Origin of the sequence: Nocardiopsis mangrovi, assembly GCF_042653925.1 — a bacterium.
GTDB lineage: Bacteria > Actinomycetota > Actinomycetes > Streptosporangiales > Streptosporangiaceae > Nocardiopsis_B > Nocardiopsis_B mangrovi.
Window position 1 is genome coordinate 151360 of the sequence record NZ_JBHSFQ010000010.1, and the last position, 19246, is coordinate 170605.

At 71.8% G+C, this 19246-nt stretch carries 15 protein-coding genes; 9 read left to right on the plus strand and 6 right to left on the minus strand.

The window, feature by feature from the left end; translation table 11 throughout:
- Window positions 1–30 precede the first annotated feature (30 nt).
- The 3 genes from thpR to ACFO4E_RS13125 all read left to right on the plus strand — a co-directional run bounded on the left by thpR (window position 31) and on the right by ACFO4E_RS13125 (window position 2898).
- A complete protein-coding gene (gene thpR, locus ACFO4E_RS13115; RefSeq protein ID WP_378574283.1) occupies window positions 31–603 on the plus strand; it encodes an RNA 2',3'-cyclic phosphodiesterase in 573 nt (190 codons plus the stop codon).
- Between the two features lie 260 nt (window positions 604–863).
- Window positions 864–1793, plus strand: coding sequence for an aminoglycoside phosphotransferase family protein (locus ACFO4E_RS13120; RefSeq protein ID WP_378574285.1), 930 nt, complete (start codon window positions 864–866; stop codon window positions 1791–1793).
- A 34-nt stretch (window positions 1794–1827) separates the two neighbouring features.
- Window positions 1828–2898, plus strand: coding sequence for a hypothetical protein (locus ACFO4E_RS13125; RefSeq protein WP_378574287.1), 1071 nt, complete (start codon window positions 1828–1830; stop codon window positions 2896–2898).
- 25 nt (window positions 2899–2923) lie between these two features.
- Here the strand turns inward: ACFO4E_RS13125 and ACFO4E_RS13130 are convergent, their stop codons facing one another.
- From ACFO4E_RS13130 to serC, 3 genes are all read right to left on the minus strand, one after another.
- Window positions 2924–3865, minus strand: coding sequence for an aminoglycoside phosphotransferase family protein (locus tag ACFO4E_RS13130; RefSeq protein ID WP_378574289.1), 942 nt, complete (start codon window positions 3863–3865; stop codon window positions 2924–2926).
- A 4-nt stretch (window positions 3866–3869) separates the two neighbouring features.
- Window positions 3870–4865 (minus strand): glycerophosphodiester phosphodiesterase family protein, encoded by a 996-nt coding sequence (locus ACFO4E_RS13135; protein WP_378574291.1) that lies wholly within the window; start codon window positions 4863–4865, stop codon window positions 3870–3872.
- A 119-nt stretch (window positions 4866–4984) separates the two neighbouring features.
- Window positions 4985–6106, minus strand: a complete 1122-nt coding sequence (gene serC / locus ACFO4E_RS13140) for a phosphoserine transaminase (protein ID WP_378574293.1) — start codon at window positions 6104–6106, stop codon at window positions 4985–4987.
- A gap of 231 nt (window positions 6107–6337) precedes the next feature.
- Between serC and ACFO4E_RS13145 the strand changes: the two genes are divergently transcribed.
- The gene (locus tag ACFO4E_RS13145; RefSeq protein ID WP_378574295.1) at window positions 6338–9607 is read left to right on the plus strand and encodes a hypothetical protein; all 3270 of its coding nucleotides are present in this window, start codon (window positions 6338–6340) and stop codon (window positions 9605–9607) included.
- 308 nt (window positions 9608–9915) lie between these two features.
- On the opposite strand, the gene ACFO4E_RS13150 is transcribed toward ACFO4E_RS13145, so the two are convergent.
- Window positions 9916–11022: a citrate synthase 2 gene (locus tag ACFO4E_RS13150; RefSeq protein WP_378574297.1), complete on the minus strand. Its 1107-nt coding sequence runs from the start codon at window positions 11020–11022 to the stop codon at window positions 9916–9918.
- A 150-nt stretch (window positions 11023–11172) separates the two neighbouring features.
- Here ACFO4E_RS13150 and pdxH point away from each other — a divergent pair, with 150 nt between their 5' ends.
- The 3 genes from pdxH (at window position 11173) to ACFO4E_RS13165 (ending at window position 15248) form a co-directional block, all read left to right on the plus strand.
- Window positions 11173–11838, plus strand: coding sequence for a pyridoxamine 5'-phosphate oxidase (gene pdxH, locus ACFO4E_RS13155; protein ID WP_378574298.1), 666 nt, complete (start codon window positions 11173–11175; stop codon window positions 11836–11838).
- A 243-nt stretch (window positions 11839–12081) separates the two neighbouring features.
- Window positions 12082–12792 carry a metal-dependent transcriptional regulator gene (locus tag ACFO4E_RS13160; protein WP_378574300.1) on the plus strand — a complete coding sequence of 237 codons (711 nt, stop codon included), beginning with the start codon at window positions 12082–12084 and terminating at the stop codon, window positions 12790–12792.
- A 194-nt stretch (window positions 12793–12986) separates the two neighbouring features.
- Window positions 12987–15248 carry an ATP-binding SpoIIE family protein phosphatase gene (locus ACFO4E_RS13165; protein ID WP_378574301.1) on the plus strand — a complete coding sequence of 754 codons (2262 nt, stop codon included), beginning with the start codon at window positions 12987–12989 and terminating at the stop codon, window positions 15246–15248.
- Window positions 15249–15482: 234 nt separating this feature from the next.
- Here the strand turns inward: ACFO4E_RS13165 and ACFO4E_RS13170 are convergent, their stop codons facing one another.
- Both ACFO4E_RS13170 and ACFO4E_RS13175 read right to left on the minus strand, forming a co-directional pair.
- Window positions 15483–15650 (minus strand): hypothetical protein, encoded by a 168-nt coding sequence (locus ACFO4E_RS13170; protein ID WP_169805219.1) that lies wholly within the window; start codon window positions 15648–15650, stop codon window positions 15483–15485.
- Window positions 15651–15689: 39 nt separating this feature from the next.
- A complete protein-coding gene (locus ACFO4E_RS13175; protein WP_378574303.1) occupies window positions 15690–16832 on the minus strand; it encodes an acyl-CoA dehydrogenase family protein in 1143 nt (380 codons plus the stop codon).
- Between the two features lie 740 nt (window positions 16833–17572).
- On the opposite strand from ACFO4E_RS13175, the gene ACFO4E_RS13180 reads away from it, so the two are divergent.
- Together ACFO4E_RS13180 and ACFO4E_RS13185 are read left to right on the plus strand one after the other, a co-directional pair.
- Entirely contained in the window at window positions 17573–17785 is a 213-nt protein-coding gene (locus ACFO4E_RS13180; protein WP_378574305.1) for a hypothetical protein, read from the plus strand.
- Window positions 17775–18653 (plus strand): hypothetical protein, encoded by an 879-nt coding sequence (locus ACFO4E_RS13185; RefSeq protein ID WP_378574307.1) that lies wholly within the window; start codon window positions 17775–17777, stop codon window positions 18651–18653. Before ACFO4E_RS13180 ends, ACFO4E_RS13185 begins: the two co-directional genes overlap by 11 nt.
- The last annotated feature ends 593 nt before the right edge of the window (window positions 18654–19246 follow it).

Here is a 19246-nt window from a genome sequence, read left to right on the forward strand (position 1 = left end):
CAACGGAGCGCGACCGGACCATGATCGTCGGTGCACTCCGACGATTACGAGGTGGGGATGAAGCTCTTCGTCGAACTCCAGCCGCCCCCGGAGGTGCTGGAGGACGTCGCTGCGGCCGTCTCCGCGCTGCCGCCCGTCGACGGCCTCCACCCGTCGAGCCGGGAGGAGTGGCACGTCACCCTGGTCTTCCTCGGCGAGGTCCCCGACGACACCGCCGAGGGCCTGCGGGAGCGGCTGGCCGCGGAGGCCGCCCGGCACCCCCCGCTGCGGCTCGCGGTCCGCGGAGCGGGGACCTTCCCGGGCGACACCGCCCGCGCCAACGTGCTGTGGGCGGGGATCGAAGGCGACCTGGAGGGCCTGTCCGCGCTGGTCGCCGGGTTGCGCCGGGCCGCGCGCAAGAGCGGGCTGCGGGTGGAGCGCCGGGCGCACGTCCCGCACCTCACCCTGGCCCGCAGCGGTCCGCCCATGGACCTGGGGGAGCAGCGCACCGCCCTGGCCGGGCTCGGCTCGCCGTTCTGGACCGCCGAGGACATCCGGCTCATGCACAGCCGGCCGGGGGAGGAGCCCCGGTACCGGACCGTCGCCACCTGGCGGTTAGGCTGAGTCGCGCGGCCGCCACGGCCGCGCCCCGCCGATGATCGAGGTCCCCGATGAGCATGCTCACCAACAACCGCAAGCAGCGCTGGCTGCTGCCCACGGTGCTCGGGGCCATCATGCTCATCGTCGTGATCGGCGCCCTCCTGGGCTGACCCCGGCGCGCGGATAGGATCGGCGCATGCGCTGACCCCTGCCCGGCCCCCGGGCACCGCCACCACCTCCTTCGTGACCCGCCACCGAACCCGGAACGCCCACGAAGGAGTCCCATGAACACCCCGATCCGCATCGATGTCCCCGATGCGCTGATCGCGTCGCACGGCCGGGCGGACAACCCCTCCGGCCGCGCCTGGCTCGCCGCGCTGCCCGGCCTCGCCGCGGAGATGCTCGACCGCTGGTCGCTGCGGCCCGACGGCCCCGCCGCCAACGGCATGGCCGGGATCGTGCTGCCGGTCGCCCGCGCCGACGGCACGCCCGCCGTCCTCAAGCTCCAGCCCGCCACCGAGGACAACGCCGGCATCCCCGCCGGCCTGCGGGCGTGGAACGGCGACGGAGCCGTGCTCCTGCTCGACCACGACCCCGCCAACGGCGCCATGCTGCTGGAGCGGCTGGACGCCGCCCGCCCGCGGTCGGCCGTGCCCGACGACGACACCGCCATGCGCGTCCTCGCCGGACTGCTGGCGCGCCTGACCGCGGTCCCGGCCCCCGCCGGCCTGCGGGGGCTGGCGGACATCGCCGCCGCCATGCTCGACGCCGTACCCGGTGCGGTCCCGGCGCTGCGCGACCCGGCCGAACGCCGGCTGGTCCGGACGTGCGCGTCCGCGGTGGCCGAACTGGCGGGCGAACCCGGCGACCGCCTCCTCCACTGGGACCTGCACTACGACAACGTCCTCGCGGGAGAGCGGCGGCCGTGGCTGGCCATCGACCCCGAGCCGCTCGCCGGCGACCCCGGGTTCGACCTGTGGCCGGCGCTGGACAGCCGGTGGGACGCCGTTGTCGCGACCGGCGACGTGGAGCGGGCGGTGCTGCGCCGCTTCGACCTGCTGACCGAGGCGGTCGGCCTGGACCGGCAGCGGGCCGCCGGGTGGACGCTCGGCCGCGTCCTGCAGAACGCGCTGTGGGACATCGAGGACGGTAAGACCGCGCTGGAGCCGTCCCAGGTCGCCCTGGCGGCGGCGCTGCTGGGCCGCCGGCCCTGACGGCGGGGCCGCCCCCGGGTGGCAGGATGGCCGCATGAGGACCGGCATCGTGATCGCGCTCTCGACCGCTCTCGCGGTGCTCCCCGCGCTCCCCGCGGCCGCCGAGCCGTCGCCCCCCTCTCCCGACGCGTCCCCGGCGCTCCCGGAGGGGTCGGAGGTCCTGTTCCGCATCGAGGACCCGCGCATCCGGGAGTCCAGCGGGCTGGCCGCCTCACGGCTGCACGACGGCGTCTACTGGACCCACAACGACAGCGGCGACTACGGACCCGACCTCTACGCCGTCGACGAGACCGGGGCGACCCTCGCCACGGTCACCCTCGCCGGCACCGGGGTCGAGGCGCGCGACTGGGAGGCGGTCGCCGTGGGGACCGGCTCCGACGGCGATCCGGCCGTCTACGTGGGCGACATCGGGGACAACTTCCAGGGCGGCTGGCCCAATGTCCGCGTCTACCGGTTCACCGAGCCCGACGTGCTGACCGATCAGACGGTCGACGCCACCACCTTCACCTTCACCTACGAGGACGGCGGGCGCGACGCGGAGGCCATGATGGTCGACCCCCGCGACGGCCGCCTCTACGTCATCAGCAAGGAGGTGGCGGGCGGCGTCTACGCCGCACCGGCCGACCTCGACCCCGAGGGCACCAACACCCTCACCCGCGTCGACTCCGCGCCGCTCTTCGCCACCGACGCCGCGTTCGCCCCGGACGGCCGCCACTACGCCGTCCGCACCTACTGGGGCGCCACCGTCTACGACGCCGCCGACGGCGTCCCCGGGCGCGGTGTCGACCGGCTGAACCTCCCCGAGCTGGACCAGGGGGAGTCGATGACCTTCGGCCACGACGGATCCGCGCTGCTGGTCGGCACCGAGGGGCCGGGCAGCCCGGTGTGGCGCATCCCGCTCCCCGGCGAGGTCACCGCGGACGCCGACGGCGGGGACGGGGACGGGGACGGTTCCGCGGCCGAGCCCGGCGCCGAATCCGGCGGGAGCGCCGCGGACGACGACGGCGCGGCGGCCGGCGGCGGCCCGTCCCCACTGCTGTGGACGGGGGTGGGCCTGGCCGTGGTGCTCATCGCCGGGATCACCCTGCTCGCGCGCGCCGCCTGACCGCCCGGCCCGGAGCGGCGCGCGCTCAGACGCCCGCGATCCGCGCCAGGACGGCCGCCTGCCCCAGCTCCGCCCGCCCCCGCGGCCGGCCCAGGCGCAGGTGGTCGAACGCCGATTCCACGGTGCGCGCCAGGCACCAGGCGGCCAGGCGGTCGACGGGCTCCCCGAGGATGCCCGACACCAGCGCGAAGCGGCGGCACAGCACCGCCTCGGGGTCGGGGTAGGCGAAGGGGTCGTCCACCTGCTGGAGCAGCGGCCACAGGTCGTAGCCCGGGTCGCCGGCCATCGGCTTGGGGTCGATGGCCAGCCACGGCGCCCGCTCGGCGGCCAGGACGTTGCCCGGGTTGAAGTCGCCGTGCAGCACCACCGTGCGCGCGGCCGTCGCGGGCAGCGACTCCAGCAGGTCGGCGGCCGTGTGCACCAGGCCGGGATCGACCCCCTCGGGGCGCAGCCGGTCGAGGCGCTCACGCGTCAGCCCCGCCCACTCGGTGAGAACGGAGGCGAGCGGCTCCAGTCCCAGATCGCCGGTGGCCTCGCGGTTCCACAGCCCCGCCAGGGCGTGCGCGCCCGCGGTCAGCAGCTCGTCGGCCGGGGTGCGCGCCGCGGCCATCGGCGTGCCGGGCGTGCACTCCTCCAGCAGCAGGGCGAAGCCGTCGCCGGAGCGGCGGAGCAGCCGCACCGCGCCCTCGCCCGCCCAGAAGCGCAGGGCCGCCGCCTCACCGCTCGCCTCGCGGTGCGGGAAGGACACCTTCAGCACCGCCCGCGTGCCGTCGGCGGTGCGCGCCGGCGCCGCCCACGAGCAGCTCCCGCCGGAGTACGGGCGGCCGAGGGACAGGCCCCACGCGTCGCGCAGCCCCTCCAGGGCGTCGGGGAGGCCGCGCAGCCACCCCTCGCCGCCGTCGAGGAGCCGCACGTTCGCCGCGACCGCGTCGGGCAGCGGCAGCGGGGCGGGCAGGTCGCCGGCCATGGCCTCAGCCCTCCCCGAGGAAGATCTCGCGGGCCAGGAAGGCGTGGCGCGAGTGGTCGGTGAACACGCCGTCGACCCCGGCGGCGAAGAACGCGTCGTACTCGGCCGCGAAGCCGCCGAAGGCGGTGGGGCCGGCACCGGAGCGCAGCGCCTCGGGCAGGAAGTGGTTCTCGCTGCGGAAGGTGTAGGGGTGGACCAGCAGGCCCGCCTCGTGGGCGTCGTCGACCAGCGCGGTCGGCTCGCCCAGCCCGCCCTCTCCGTCGCGCGGCACCACCAGGTCCTTGGCGGGGCCGATGGCGTGGGCGAACCCGGCGACCTCGGCCAGCCCTTCGGGGGTGGTGAAGCGGCGCCAGTGCTCCTCCGTGCCCATCAGGTACACCAGTGGCAGCCCGGTCTCGGCCAGCTTCTTCAGGCTCTCGCTCTCGAAGGACTGGAGGAACACCGGGACCTTCGGCTCCTCCCCCTCAAGCCCGTGCTCGCGGAGGGCGGCGATGAGCGGCGGCTCCAGCTCCAGCCCGATCGAGGCGTGGTAGGCCGGGTGCTTGGTCTCGGGGTAGACGCCGATGCGGCGGCCGAGCCCGGCGGTCAGCCGCTCGGCCAGTTCGAGGATCTCCGGCAGGGCCGGGATCTCGTAGGAGCCGTTGTGGCCGGCGTTGTCGGGGCGCACATCGGGGATCCGCTCGGTGGCGCGCAGCGTCTTGATCTCGGCCAGCGTGAAGTCCTGGGTGAACCAGCCCGTGTACTCCCGGCCGTCGATCGTGCGGGTGGTGCGGCGGTCGGCGAACTCGGGGCGGTCGGCGACGTCGGTCGTGCCGCCGATCTCCGGTTCGTGCCGGGCCACGAGGTGGCCGTCGGCGGTCGCGACGAGGTCGATCTCGATGAAGTCGCCGCCGTACCGGGCCCCCAGCTCGTAGGAGCCCAGCGTGTGCTCGGGCCGGTGCCCCGACGCCCCCCGATGCGAGATGATCTTGATGGCGGGTTCCTTGGTGTTCCTGCGCACAGCCGAATCCGTCCTCACGAACCTCACGCGGCGCCCGCCGGCGGACGCCGCCCCACGACAAAAGCGGCGGCCGGTCCGCCGTGCGAATCGGCGGACCGGCCCGGTGACCTCGGCGGGGCTCAGCCCAGCGCGGCGACCACGTGGTCGACGCACTCGGTGAGCGCCCGCACGTCGCCCGGCTCGATCGCCGGGAACATGCCCACCCGCAGCTGGTTGCGGCCCAGCTTGCGGTAGGGCTCGGTGTCGACGACCCCGTTGGCCCGCAGCACGGCGGCCACCTTGGCGGCGTCGACGTCGTCGGTGAAGTCGATCGTGCCCACGACCTGGGAGCGCTGCGCCGGGTCGGCCACGAACGGGTCGGCGTAGGGCGACTTCTCGGCCCAGGTGTACAGCGCCGACGAGGACTCCGCGGTGCGCCGCACCGCCCAGTCGAGGCCGCCCTGGGCGTTCAGCCACTCGACCTGTTCGGCCAGCAGCAGCAGCGTGGCCACGGCCGGGGTGTTGTAGGTCTGGTCCTTGCGGGAGTTGTCGATCGCGGTCGGCAGCGAGAAGAACTCCGGGATGTAGCGGCCGCCGCCGGCGATCTCCGCGACGCGCTCCAGCGCCTTCGGCGACATGATCGCGACCCACAGCCCGCCGTCGGCGGCGAAGCACTTCTGCGGCGCGAAGTAGTAGACGTCGGTGTCGGCGATGTCGACCGGCAGGCCCCCGGCGCCGCTGGTGGCGTCGACCAGGACCAGGGCGTCGTCGTCGGCCCCCGCCACGCGGGCGATCGGCGCCGCGACGCCGGTGGAGGTCTCGTTGTGGGTGAGGGCGTAGGCGTCGACGCCGCCCTCGGCGCGGGTGGCGGCCAGGGTGCCGGGGTCGGCGGAGATGACGGTGGGCTCGGCCAGCCACGGGGCGCCCTTGGTGACCTTGGCGAACTTGGCGGAGAACTCGCCGAAGGAGAGGTGCTGGGACTTCTCCCGGACCAGCCCGTGGGCGGCGATGTCCCAGAACGCGGTGGTCCCGCCGTTGCCGAGGACGACCTCGTAGCCCTCGGGGAGGGAGAAGAGCCCGGCCAGACCGGAGCGCACCCGGCCCACAAGGGACTTGACCGGCTTCTGCCGGTGCGAGGTGCCCATGTAGGCGGCGCCGGAGGAGGCGAGGGCGCTCAGTTGCTCGGGACGGACCTTGGACGGGCCGCACCCGAAACGGCCGTCGGAGGGCAGCAGGTTTGCGGGAATCTCAATCTCGGTCACCTGCGCAATCGTAGTGGCTGACGCACCCTGCCGTATGGCGCGGGGCCGCCGCGCGGGCGGAGTCACGGAAGGGGAAACTCACCGCAAAGCCACACGGATCGGTGAACGAGCTGCATACTGTGGGGACGAACGCGTGACCCAGCGCACCCCCAAGGGCCGGAAGGAGCCCGCCACCCCAGGATCGCCGCGCCCCCGTCCCCCGCGGCAGTCCCGTCACCCAGCGAGGGTCGTTTGACCGATTCCACAGTGACGGACGCGCCCGGACGCAGACCGGCGCCCCCTTGGAGCAGCGCTCCGGACTTCCTCCGCCTCTTCACCGAACTGCGCGTGCGCCCGACCCGGGCTCAGATCCGCGAGGAGCGCAAGGCGCAGTCCCTGGCGGGCCGCCGTCGGCGGCACTGGTCGCCCGCCGGCCGCGAGCGCGGAGACACCACCGACCCGCCTCCCGTGCTCGACCTCGCACTCGTCGACCCCGATGACGACCTCGTGGTCGTGGACCTGCTCAAGAGCGCCTGCGGGGAGCACCCGCGCTGGGTCCTCGGCGCCGGCTCCGCGAAACGGGCGGCGGCTCAGCCCCGCCGGGCCAGCGACCGGGTGCCGACCGCCACGACCCGCGACGTGGTCAGGCGGCTGTCGGAGATGGCCGACTCCTTCACGGACGGTTCGGCCGCGGCACTCCGTTGGTGGGAGCGCGACCCCAGGCCCAAGCGGCTGCGCCGGCTCTGGTCGCTGGTCCGCCTGATCGACGGCGTCGACGTCGAGGAGATCCGCCGCCGCATGGTGCAGGAAGAGGCGATCGACCGGACCGACGCGGGCCGGCTCCTGCCCGAGGACAGGAGGACCGAGATCTTCCTGATGGAGGCGCTCGGCCTGGCGCGCACCGATGCGCCGGACGGGCCGGACGACGACCCCTCCGGCGGCGCATCCGGCGCGGATTCGCCCCTGAAGCGCCGGATCCTGGAGTTCCGCACCCGCATCCTCCGGAACTGGACCCGGTTCGTGCAGTTCATCGCCGGGCTCAAGCTGTTCTCGTTCCTCGACGAGAAGTTCCTGACCCCCGTCTCCTTCATCGTGGCGGCGCTGCTCACCGTCGGCCTGCCCTCGTTCGCCGTCAGCGCGATCACCGCGGCCAACGACCTCGCCACCCAGGCGGTCGTGGCGGTCCTCGCCGTCGGCAACATCTCCCTGCTCGCGGCGCTGGTCGTGCCGTGGTGGCCCTACACCTGGCTGAGCGACTACCGGCAGATGGCGAAAGGGGCGGGCGACGAAACCATCGCGTTGTCCCATCGCACCGTGGGCATCCGCGTCGTCAACGGCTATGCGGCGGGCCGGAGCGCCCCGGCGGCGTCGGCCGAGGACGCCCCCGCCGTCCAGCGCATCGCCGTGAACGCCCTCTTGGACGATCTGGACGCCGCCTACGGCAGCACCCGGTGGGGCCACCGGTGGCTGCCGCGCCGCAGGCGTACCCGGCGGCCGGTGCTGATCGCCGCCGGGCGGCGGATCGACACCGTCGACCGGCACATCATCCGGCTGATCGAGGCCGAGCGCATGCGGCGCCGGCTGCCCGACCCGCTGCTCATCGTCCGGGTGGGCGCGGGGGAGCGCGGGACCCGGGACCTCGCGCCGTGGAACGACGTCGCCGAGCGCGCCGCGCGCGAGGCGGTGGCCGACCCCCGGCCCGCTGTGTCGCAGCTCGTGCGCGCGTGGCGGCGGGAACGCGTCGCCACGGGGGTACTGGGCGTCAAACGCGTACTCACCTGCGACGTCCCGCGCCACGATCCGAAATGGGGGCGCATGCGCCCGCCCGGGCGCCCGATCCGGCAGGTCGTCTGGGAGACCCCGGCGCTCGCGGCCGGCTGGCTGGCCGGCGGGTCCGCGGCCGGCACCGCACTCACCGTCCTCACCGCGCTGCTCGGTCCGCCCATCGCGCACAGCTTCGACGCGTGCGTGCAACCCGGCGAGCTGAGCGTCCCCGACGGGATCTATACCGCGGACGGAGCCTGTTACGGCTGGACGGACGGCTCGTATCCGTTCAACGGGCGGCTGGCGGCGGTCCAGAGGGCGATCGCCGACGAGAACGCGCGGGTGGAGAAGGAGTCCGAGCGGTACGTCACCGTCATGTTCGTCGGCTCGCTGTCGGCGGGGAGGAACGAGGAGGACCGGCTGGCCGGTATGCACGGCGAGCTCGCGGGCCTGGCGATGCGCCAGCGCCAATACAACGAAGCCCACGGCTACGGCGAAGGAGCCCCGCCGGTCCGGCTGCTGCTGGCCAACGCCGGGTCGCGCTGGGCGCAGGGCGGCGCCCTCGGCAAGAAGGTCGCCGCCGACCTGGTCGCGAGCGAGGACCAGCCCGTCGCCGCGGTCGGGTTCGGGCACAGCGTGCGCGGCAACACCACGGTCATCGGGGCCTTCACCCGCGCCGGAATCCCGATGGTGGCCGGCACCGCCACCTACGACGACATCGCCCTGTTGGCGGACGAGACGGGGGAGCGCAGGTTCAGCCAGTTCTTCTTCCCGATCGCGCCGTCCAACACCCGCATCGCCCAGCAGGCCGCCTATTGGGCGTATCACGGAGCCGAGCGCACCGACCCGGATTCGGATCCGGCGGCTCCCGATGTGTGGCGCCTCGAACCGGCGCGCCGCGTCGTGGCGATCGCCGACACCGCGGAGGGGGACAGCTACGGCCGGAATCTGGCGGAGGCGTTCGCGGCCGGGTTCGCCGACCTGGCCGGCCCGGCCGCCGATGGCGAGAGCGCGGCCGAAGTGCACACCTACCGCGGTGGCCGGCCGACCGAACTCAGCGCGGCCCTGGACGAGGTCTGCGCGGACCCGCCGGACCTGATCTACTACGCCGGGCGATCCGACGACTTCGACGTCTTCCAGGACCAGCTCGACCGGACGCGCGACTGCTCGGCGGGCGTCGCGGTCCTGGGCGGTGACGACGTCTCCAAATATGTCGCCGACAACGCCGCCGCGCTGCGCAGGCAGGTCTTCTACACCCCGCTGGCCGCGAGCGGCGCCTGGGAGCTGAACGGGGACCTGCCCGAACGCGGCTTCTACGGCGAACTCGAAGAGTTCGAACGCGACGTCCTGAACCTGGGGGAGTCCGCTGGGGAGGACGACCGGCCCTCGGCGGCGCACGCGGCCATTGCCGGCGACACGTTCACGGTCGTCACCGAGGCGATCCTCGCGGTGCAGCGTGACCGGTTCGGCGGCAACGCCGACTGGGGCGACGGCTCCGTGCCCGCCCTGACGATGGCCATCCGGGACATGGAGGGCGAGGTCGGCGTGAGCGGGCTGCTGCGGTTCGGCGGCGCGGGCGGTGACGGCTCCGGCCACTGGTTCGATGACAAGCTCATCCAGCTCGCCGTCGCGGGCCCGCCCGACGGACAGGAGGGCCGGGTACGCGACGTCGCTCCCGGCCACGAGGTGGTGGTCGTCGCCACCTGCGGCAGCATCACCCCCGAGCAGGAGGGCTCCGGACCCAACTGCCGTCCCTGAGGCCGCGGGCCGGACCGCGGATGCCGGGGGTCCGCCGGGGTCGGCCCGGGCCCGCTCGGGTCCCGTGATCAGCACTGCCGTCCCTGAGGCCGCGGGCCGGACCGCGGATGCCGGGGGTCCGCCGGGGTCGGCCCGGGTTCGCCCGGGTCCCGTGATCAGCACTGCCGTCCCTGAGGCCGCGGGCCGGACCGCGGATGCCGGGGGTCCGCCGGGGTCGGCCCGGGCCCGCTCGGGTTCGCTCGGGTCGGCTCGGGTCCCGTGATCAGCAGATCACGGGACCTTTCGCGTCATGCGGGGTGGCGGGCGGGTCACACGCCCTGGGACAGGGCGGCGTCGGCGCCGGGGATCTCGCCGAGCTCGCGCTCGGCGGGGCCGGTGTAGCGGGCGCTGGGCCGGACCAGGCGGCCGGTGCGCTTCTGCTCCAGGATGTGCGCCGACCAGCCGGCGGTGCGCGCGCTGGTGAACATCGAGGTGAACAGCGAGGCGGGGATCTCGGCGAAGTCCAGCACGACCGCGGCCCAGTACTCGACGTTGGTCGCCAGCACCCGGTCGGGCTTGCGGGAGTGCAGCTCCTCCAGAGCGGCGGTCTCCAGGGCCGCCGCGACCTCGTAGCGGGGCGCGTCGAGCTCCTTGGCCGTCCGCCGCAGCACGCGGGCGCGCGGGTCCTCGGCGCGGTACACGCGGTGGCCGAAGCCCATCAGCCGCTCGCCCTTGTCCAGCGCCTGGCTGACATAGGTGCGGGCGTCGCCGATGCGCTCGGTCTCGTCGAGCATGTGCAGCACGCGCGCCGGGGCGCCGCCGTGCAGCGGGCCCGACATCGCGCCGACGGCCCCCGAGAGGGCGGCGGCGACGTCGGCGCCGGTGGAGGCGATGACGCGGGCGGTGAACGTCGAGGCGTTCATGCCGTGCTCGGCGGCCGACGTCCAGTAGGCGTCGACGGCCTTCACGTGTCTGGGGTCGGGCTCGCCGCGGAGCTGGATCATGAAGCGCTCGACGATGCTCGCGCCCTCCGCGACCCGCTCGTGCGGGACCTCGGGGGCGGCGCCCCGGGCGGACCGGGCGATCACGGACAGGGCGGCGGACGCGGCGCGCGCGACGTTGTCGCGGGCCTCCTCGTCGTCGATGTCGAGCAACGGCTTGAAGCCCCAGAGCGGTGCCAGGGTCGCCAGCGTGCTCTGCACATCGACGCGGACGTCGCCGGTCCTGACCGGCTGCGCGACGGGCTCCGCGAAGGGGAGCCCGGGGTCGAAGGCGTTGTCGACCAGGAGCCCCCAGACGCGCCCGAAGGTCACGCGCCCGACGAGGCTTTCGATGTCGACGCCGCGGTAGCGGAGGGCGCCGCCCTCCTTGTCGGGTTCGGCGATCTCCGTCTCGAACGCCACGACCCCTTCGAGGCCGGGTTTGAAGTCCGACATTCCGGCTTCCTCCGTCTTCTCGGTCCAGGGAGAAGGGTGCCTCCGGTGAACCGTTCGGGGATGTATCTGCGGCGCGCCGGGCGCCGCACACGGATGGTGTGGTGCGGTTCGGTGGCGCCGACCCCACAGGTCGTGTGAGGATGCACCACTGTGAACCATTGTGACCCTGCTGAACTGCGGGAACCGTACGACGGTACGCCCCTGTCCCGGTCGGACCTGTCGGCGCACCCCATGGAGCAGTTTCACATTTGGTTCACACAGGCGAACACAGCGGGTCTGGCCGAACCCAACGCCATGGTGCTGGCCACGGTGGAGCCGAACGGCACGCCGCGCGGCCGGACCGTCCTCCTCAAAGGGTACGACCGCTCCGGCCTGCGGTTCTTCACCAACTACCGGTCCCGCAAGGGGCGCGCGCTGACGGAGAATCCGCGCGCGTCGGTGGTCTTCCCGTGGCACGCGATCCAGCGCCAGGTGCTCGTCTCGGGCGGTGTCGAACGTCTCAGCGACGCCGAGAACGACGCCTACTTCCGCTCCCGGCCGCGCGGATCACGCATCGGCGCGTGGGCCAGCGAGCACCAGTCGTCGCGCGTGGCCGACCGCGAGGAGCTCGACACGCGGTGGGCGCGGTTCGCCGACATGTGGCCCGAGGGGGAGGAGATCCCCCGCCCCGACTACTGGGGCGGGTTTCGGCTGCGGCCGGTGGAGGTGGAATTCTGGCAGGGCAGGGGCGATCGAATGCACGATCGATTCCAGTATCTGCTGGTCGCGGGCGACCCCAGGGACGGACCGTGGCGGATCGACCGCCTGGCGCCGTGAAAGACCCCGGGCGCAGGGGATTTCGGATCGTCGCCCGAGTGTGGCGCACTGCACATTGCGCGTAAGTGGGTTGTCGCTTGCCGCTGTATGATGAAAGACATCGGTGGCCGCTCCCGCGGCCGGGGCGCAGCCGGTGGACCCGTCCGAGCGACCGGGCCGCCGGCGGGGAATCCAGCGCCGTCGGCCCGTGTTGAGAGTCCTGCCGTTGTCACTCTCAACGGGCCCTTGAGGGGAGGGGGAGCCTTGACCGCACACGGGCTTATCGACACCACGGAGATGTACCTCCGCACGATCTTCGAGCTGGAGGAAGAGGGCATCGTACCGCTCCGGGCGCGCATCGCCGAACGCCTGCAGCAGAGCGGACCCACGGTCAGCCAGACGGTCGCCCGCATGGAGCGCGACGGGCTCCTGCGCGTGGAGAACGACCGCCATCTCGTCATGACCGCCGAGGGCCGCAGGCTCGCCACGCACGTCATGCGCAAGCACCGCCTCGCCGAACGCCTCCTGGTCGACGTGATCGGCCTGCCCTGGGAGGACGTCCACGTCGAGGCGTGCCGCTGGGAGCACGTGATCTCCGAGGCCGTCGAGGAGCGCCTGGTGCGGCTGCTCAACGCGCCGTCGGTCTGCCCCCACGGCAACCCCATCCCCGGCCTTGAGGAGCTGGGGCTCTCCGACTACGCCCCCGAGCCCTTCACCGACGACTCCATCGTTCCGATGGTCGACGTCGCCAACGGGGCCGAGACCAGGGTGACCGTCCGCCGGATCAGTGAGCAACTGCAAAGCGACGTCGATGTGATGCTCGCGTTGAAGCGGGCAGGGGTACAACCTGAGCAGGAAGTGACGCTCCTCGCGAGCGACGACGGCGTCCAGGTGATTGGTGGTAGCGGCAAGGATGTCGAGCCGAGCGAACTGTCACGGCAGATCGCGAGCCACATTTTCGTTGCCAAGCCTTGACCTGGATGCGCGGCGGCGACGGCCTGCACGGTGTCATCACAAAATCGCTTTACTCTGCGGATACACTCCGGGTCAAGCTATGCTCACTGCATGGTGCGCGTCGGCCGGTATAGGCGGCGGCGCCGTGCGGGGGCGAATTGGATCGCGCGGGTCGTCGTCATGACCGTGATCCATGACGGCAAGGTGGCGGCTGTATGAAGCGGTGGGGGGAAGCCTTCTTCGACGATGACGCCCTTACCGGGGCCGATGTCGTCGCACAGGCGCAGATCGCCGTTGTCGTGGCCGACCGGTTCAGCCACCTCCGCTACTGGAACGCCTTCGCGCGCGACCTGTTCGGGTTCGCCGACGACCGCGACCACATCGGCATGTCGCTGCTCGACCTCGGCATCCACGAATCCGACCAGGAGCACGCCTCACAGCTGGCCCGCCGGGTGCTGCGCGGCGGAACCTGGGAAGGCTCCTTCGCGGTCGTGCGCGGCGACTCCTCGTGGGTCCACGTGCGTGCCCAGGCGGTCCCGCTGAAGGACGCCTCCGGCGAGGTCGACGGCATCGTGCTCTTCGCCAACGAGGCCATGCGCAGCGGGCGCGTCGAGGAGCAGTACGGCCTCCTCGAACGGGTCGGCAGCCGGCTCGCCGGGTCGCTGGAGTTCGACTCCACGATGAAGGCCGTCGCCGAGATCCTGGTCCCGCAGTTCGCCGACCACTGCTTCATCGACCTCTTCGACCACGACCGGCTGGTGCGCCGGGTCTCGGTGCACTCCGAGGGCTGGAGCCCGCCCCCCGGCACCTGGTTCGACGTCGGCGACGACGTCCGCTACCCCGACCGGCACTTCGTCTACACCGCCATGCGCCGCGTCGAGACCGTGCTCGTCAGCGACTACGCGCACGCCGTCAACGCCCCCAGCGAGGGGTCGGCGCGCGTGGCCGAGCAGGTGGGGCTGACCTCCGCCATCGCGGCGCCCCTGCGGGCCCGCGGCGAGCTGCTGGGCGTGATCACCCTCGCCCTGTCCCGGCTGTCCCCGCGCGAGAAGGTCCACTACAGCGGGTTCGACCGCGACCTCGTCGGCGCGATCGCCTCGCGCGTCGCCCTGGCCATCGACAACGCCCGGCTGTTCGAGGAGGAGCGCAGCACCGCGCTCGCGTTCCAGAACAGCCTGCTGCCCAGCTCCTTCCCGCCCTTCGACGGCCTGTCCATCGCGCACCGCTACGTGCCGGCGAAGCCGCTCGAAACGCACGGCCACGGCATCCAGACCCAGGTGGGCGGCGACTTCTACGACGTCATCCCGCTCTCGGCGGGCCGGGTGGGCATCGTGATCGGCGACGTCGAGGGCCGCGGCCCGCACGCCGCCGCCGTCATGGGCCAGCTCCGCGCGGCGCTCCGCGCCTTCGCCCAGGCCGACCGCGAGCCCGCCGACATCCTCCGCGAACTCGACGAATGGGTGCGCCAGCTCGGCCGGCCCGACGGCGAGGGCGGAACCTGGGTGCCCAGCGTCAGCTGCCTCTACATGGTCTACGACGCGTGGTCGCGCGAGCTGTCCTACGCCAACGCCGGGCACCAGGCCCCGCTGCTGATCAGCGACGGCGACGTCGAGGAGCTCGCGCTGGAGGTCTCCGACACCCTGCTCGGGGTCAAGCTCAAGGGCGTCCCCTACGACGACGCCATCTACCACCAGGCCGACCTCACCCTGCCGCCCGGCGCCACCCTGCTGCTCTACACCGACGGCCTGGTCGACCGGCGGCCCCTGGGCGGCGCCATCGACATCGAGCGGTCCATGGCGCAGCTCTACGGCCGGATCCGCGAGGTCGCCGACAAGGACGTGGAGCAGATCGCGCAGTCCGCCGTCACCGCCGTGCCCGGCGAGATCGACGACGACACCGCGCTCCTCGTGGTCCGCGCCCACCCGGGCGAACTCGCCATGGAGGAGGGCTGGTTCGTCGCCGAGGCCCCCACCGTGGGCGAGGCCCGGCACCTGGCGGCCAGCACCTTCAAGGACTGGGGGATGGACCGCGACCAGGCGGAGCTCGCCTGCCTGCTGGTGTCGGAGATCGTCACCAACGTCGTCATCCACGCCACCCCGCACCCGGTGCGCCGCGAGTTCACGCCCGACGGTGTGAAGGACTCCGGCGACGCCTTCGAGGCCGCCGCGGAGTCCGGCGGCTCCAAGGAGTTCGACGAGTTCGACGAGGACTGGTCCGACCTGCTCGACGAGGTCGCCGACGACACCGGCGGGCCGTCGCGTTCGGAGTTCCTGCTGCGGCTCCGGCGCGGAGCGTCCTCGGCCTGGGTCGAGGTCTACGACAACGATTTGCGTCTGCCGCGTATCCGGAGTGCGGGGGCCGACGACGAAGGCGGACGCGGGCTCTACCTCGTCGACCAGCTCGCCACACGCTGGGGGTCGCGCCCCACACCCGACGGCAAGGCCGTGTGGTTCGAGGTGCCGCTCAAGAGCGAGTGAAGCGCTCTGGAGCGACCTGGGGCGGTCTGGAGCGAGCAGCGGCGGGCCGAGGCGAGCACAGGCGGGCGAACGGTCCGCGGCGCCGGGTCCCTCCCGGAGATCTCACCCTACCCGCGGTCAGGAGGCGGCGGTGACGCGCCGACGCCGTGCGGTCGTTCGTGGGTCGTGGCGCGGCTCGCGGGGCGCGAGCCGCGAGTTGTGGGGCGGGCGGGTCGCGGGGCGGCCTTTGGTCGGTCAGCGGTTGGACCACGCCCACAGCATGAGCACGATGAAGATGAAGAAGACCACGATGCCGCCGGTCGTCCAGGGGATGTGCACGCGTGGGCGCAGCCTGCGCACACCCAGCACCAGGAGGAGGACCAGCAGGCCGAGGACGATCAGCCCGTCCCACGCGCCGCTCATATGGTGTGACCCTTTCGCCGTGCCCGTCGGGGGGTGTGGCTAAAGGCCCAGCGAGCGGCCGACGATCTCCTTCATGATCTCGGTGGTGCCACCGAAGATCGACTGGATCCGCGCGTCCTGCCACGCCTTCGCCACGGGGTATTCCATCATGTATCCGTACCCGCCGTGGAGCTGTAGGCACCGGTCCATCACCTTGTTGCACAGCTCGCTGGTCCACCACTTGGCCTTGGCGGCGTCGTCGGCGGCCAGCTCCCCGCGGTTGAGCAGCACGATCGCCCGGTCCACGTAGGTCCGGGCGATGTCGGCCTCGGTCGCGAGTTCGGCGAGGACGAACCGGGTGTTCTGGAACGAGCCGATGGGGCGGCCGAACGCGGTGCGGTTCTTGCAGTACTCGACCGTCTGGGCGATCATCAGCTCCGCCGCCGCGACCGCCGAGACCGCGATGGACAGCCGCTCCTGCGGGAGGTTGTCCATCAGGTGCGCGAATCCGCGGTCGGGTTCCCCGATGAGGTTGGCCGCCGGAACGCGCGCGTCGGCGAAGTACAGCTCCGCGGTGTCCTGTGCCTTGAGCCCGACCTTGTCGAGGTTGCGGCCGCGTTCGAACCCCGGGGTGTCGCGCTCCACGGCGATCAGCGAGATCCCGTGCGCGCCCGCATCGGGGTCGGTGCGGGCGGCGACGATCACGAGGTCGGCGTTGATGCCGTTGGTGATGAAGGTCTTCTGGCCGTTGAGCACGTAGTGGTCGCCGTCGCGCACCGCCGTGGTCCGGATGCCCTGGAGGTCGCTGCCGGCGCCCGGCTCGGTCATGGCGATGGCGGTGATCAGCGTGCCCGCGGCGAAGCCCGGCAGCCAGCGCCGCTTCTGCTCGTCGGTGCCCAATCCGACGAGGTAGGGGGCCACGACGTCGTTCTGCAGCGCGAACCCGAGGCCGCTCGCCTGCACGCGGCAGACCTCCTCGGTGACGACGGCGTTGAAGCGGAAGTCATCGGTACCGGATCCCCCGAACTCGTCGGGAACGCCCAGCCCGAGGATCCCGGCCTCGCCGGCCTTGGCCCACACGTCGCGGGGGACGATCCCGTCCTTCTCCCACTCCCCGTGGAACGACACCACCTCCCGATCGAGAAACCCGGCCACCGCCTCGCGGAACAGCTTGTGCTCGATGCCGAAGAGTTCCCGCTGCATTGGACACCCCTCTGTTCATCTCCGCCTCTACCGCCGCCCACGCTCCACGGGAGGAAGAGGCACGTGCCACCACGGTAACCGAACAGGGTTCGGCGCAGCGGCACACGGATCACGCGGATCCGGTCGTTCGCGATATGAGCGCCAGCGTCGACTACAGAGGGCAACGGGCAGGGGGTAGTGCTGTGGGCGCCGTGCACCGCCACTCACGCAGCGGCCACGGCACCCACAAGCGAGCCGGAATCCCCTTATGGGGCATGTGGTCGAGCACCCCAGCACAGGGCTGACCGCTTTCCGGCCTTCCCGAAACTCCGCCCGAACCAGGGTCAGAAGTCGGGAACACGTCCCGGAACGCCGCGTTTGGCGACCGGTCCTAGCTATCGATCCGAAAAGAATCGTAACTTCGGATCGGCCCCCATTTATCAAATACCCAAGAAAATACGCGACAAAGCACGGAATAGAACGATCCTGCACGGCCACGAACAGTGGTGCACAATCATGCACGCATGAAGTCGCTTGGGTTTGGGTGGGATTTGCGCTGGTGTGGTCGATGTGATAATGGCGAACCTGTGCCTGGGGGGTTGGCTGAAGTGTGCGAAAGTTGGCGGATCCTGTGCCTAGACGCCGTTTCGTCGCTGTTGCGGTACTGTGTGTGGCGGGTGTTGGAGCGGTGCCAGCACATTCGCTCTCCTCGCCCGGTGGAATCTCCGCCCGAACCGTCAGTTTTGTCAAAGGATGCGTACATGCATGTCGACCGAACGGCCGGCCTTGTGGTCGGCCGAATCGTCGTACTATTGATCATCGCTTTGCTGGTATGTGTGCTGGTGTGGATGGGGCAGAACGTCTACGCCGTGATGGCCGGAGTCGGTTCCGTCGGCCTCGCCGCCTCTGCGACGGCGCGCCGTATCGTTCCGGATCGGGGTGGCGAGAGCCGTGGTGAGCTCAGTGACTCTTGACGCTTCCAGGGTTCGGCGGGCACGGGATGCCGTTTATGACGCACGCGCCGTACTCGTGCATGAGCGCACGCAAATCGCTTTGTTGAATCAGAGGCGTGAATTCCTGGAACCTGGCGCCGAGGTTTCCCCCCGATTTGCGATCGACTTGGCCGATGTTGTGGTCGAGTTGTCTGCTGCGGAAGATCGTTACCAGAAGGCGTTGTGGGAACGCTGGAAGGCGGAGACCGAACTCTCCGATGTCCTTAGTAGGTATAAGGATCTTGATCACCGCCGTCGTGCATCGCTCGCTGACCAAGGTGAGCGGCTTGAGGAGTCCAGATGGCAGGTACACAGGGATTCTCCTGGGCAGATGGACAGGGTTGTGGTCGACGCCCCCCAGAGCAATACCATCGATTCTCGGGTTGTTGCTGAACCCAAGCCCGTGGCGGGTGGGGGTGCCACCCGTACACGTATGCGTTCTCCCGAGGTTGTCGCGGATGCTGAAGGTGTCGATACTTCTCCTGATCCTCTGCGAGCGCGCACGCCGGATGACTTCATGGCTGCGTTGCGTGAACTGCATGAATGGGCTGGAAAACCCTCGTTTCGGGCAATGGCGCAACGCAGCGAACGCAGCGCGTCTTACCTGTGTCGTGTTCTGAAGGTGGAAGGGCTGCCTGCATACGATCAGGTGATGGCGTTTGTGGTCGGCTGTGGGGGCAGTGATCAGACCCTCCGCCCGTGGATATCAGCGTGGCGCAAGCTCAACCGCGCACAGGGCTCCGGGGTGGTGCCTTCGACGGCTTCCGACGCTCCGAATGCCGGTGGTCCCGGTTCCGATAGTGACGCGGATACGGCGGCGGTGATCCGGCTGCCACCGCGCACCGGGTGACGCGAACATCACTGCCCCATTCACCGTTCCGGCCCCCACCAGCACACGGCTGGTGGGGGCCGGATGGCTTTGGGCTTCCGGGGGATGGGCGGGGCGGAGACGATCTCGGCTCGGCGCGGATTCCGCGGCGGCCGTGGGGGCCGGGCTTCAGGTGGGCAGCGACGGCGGGTGGGGGGAGGGAAGGACCGCGCGGACGCTTTCCGTGGGCGCGTGTTCGGGTTAGAGCGGGCAGCGACGGCGAGCAGGGGCCCGGGCGGCGGTCGCGTGTTCCCGTGCGATGTGGTCCCTGGTGCTCCGGGCGGTCGCGCGGGTGCCAGGTCCGGGAGTCGGCGTGCCCGCGTCGGACCGAGCGGATGGCTCATCCGGGCACCCCGAGCGGCGGAAGTCACCTGAAGAAATCACATCACAACTCCTTGTATATAGAACTGGAGTTCGATAAAATCAGGGCTATGAGTACTCCTCTTGTCGCCGACCTCCCTCGGGAGGTGACCCCCGAAGCCGAGCCTCCGCTGGCCGGGGGGTTGATGGCGGACTGGGTGCTCACCGTGGACCCCGCCACGCTGACCGGCGACGAGCAGCTGAATCTCATCGGC

What these genes read in the sequence shown, in the direction of transcription:
- ACFO4E_RS13120 (WP_378574285.1), top strand. Translation starts at nt 864, where the DNA reads ATGAACACCCCGATCCGCATCGATGTCCCCGATGCGCTGATCGCGTCG.
- ACFO4E_RS13125 (WP_378574287.1), top strand. Translation starts at nt 1,828, where the DNA reads ATGAGGACCGGCATCGTGATCGCGCTCTCGACCGCTCTCGCGGTGCTC.
- ACFO4E_RS13130 (WP_378574289.1), bottom strand. Translation starts at nt 3,865, where the DNA reads ATGGCCGGCGACCTGCCCGCCCCGCTGCCGCTGCCCGACGCGGTCGCG.
- ACFO4E_RS13150 (WP_378574297.1), bottom strand. Translation starts at nt 11,022, where the DNA reads ATGTCGGACTTCAAACCCGGCCTCGAAGGGGTCGTGGCGTTCGAGACG.
- ACFO4E_RS13165 (WP_378574301.1), top strand. Translation starts at nt 12,987, where the DNA reads ATGAAGCGGTGGGGGGAAGCCTTCTTCGACGATGACGCCCTTACCGGG.
- ACFO4E_RS13170 (WP_169805219.1), bottom strand. Translation starts at nt 15,650, where the DNA reads ATGAGCGGCGCGTGGGACGGGCTGATCGTCCTCGGCCTGCTGGTCCTC.
- ACFO4E_RS13175 (WP_378574303.1), bottom strand. Translation starts at nt 16,832, where the DNA reads ATGCAGCGGGAACTCTTCGGCATCGAGCACAAGCTGTTCCGCGAGGCG.
- ACFO4E_RS13180 (WP_378574305.1), top strand. Translation starts at nt 17,573, where the DNA reads ATGCATGTCGACCGAACGGCCGGCCTTGTGGTCGGCCGAATCGTCGTA.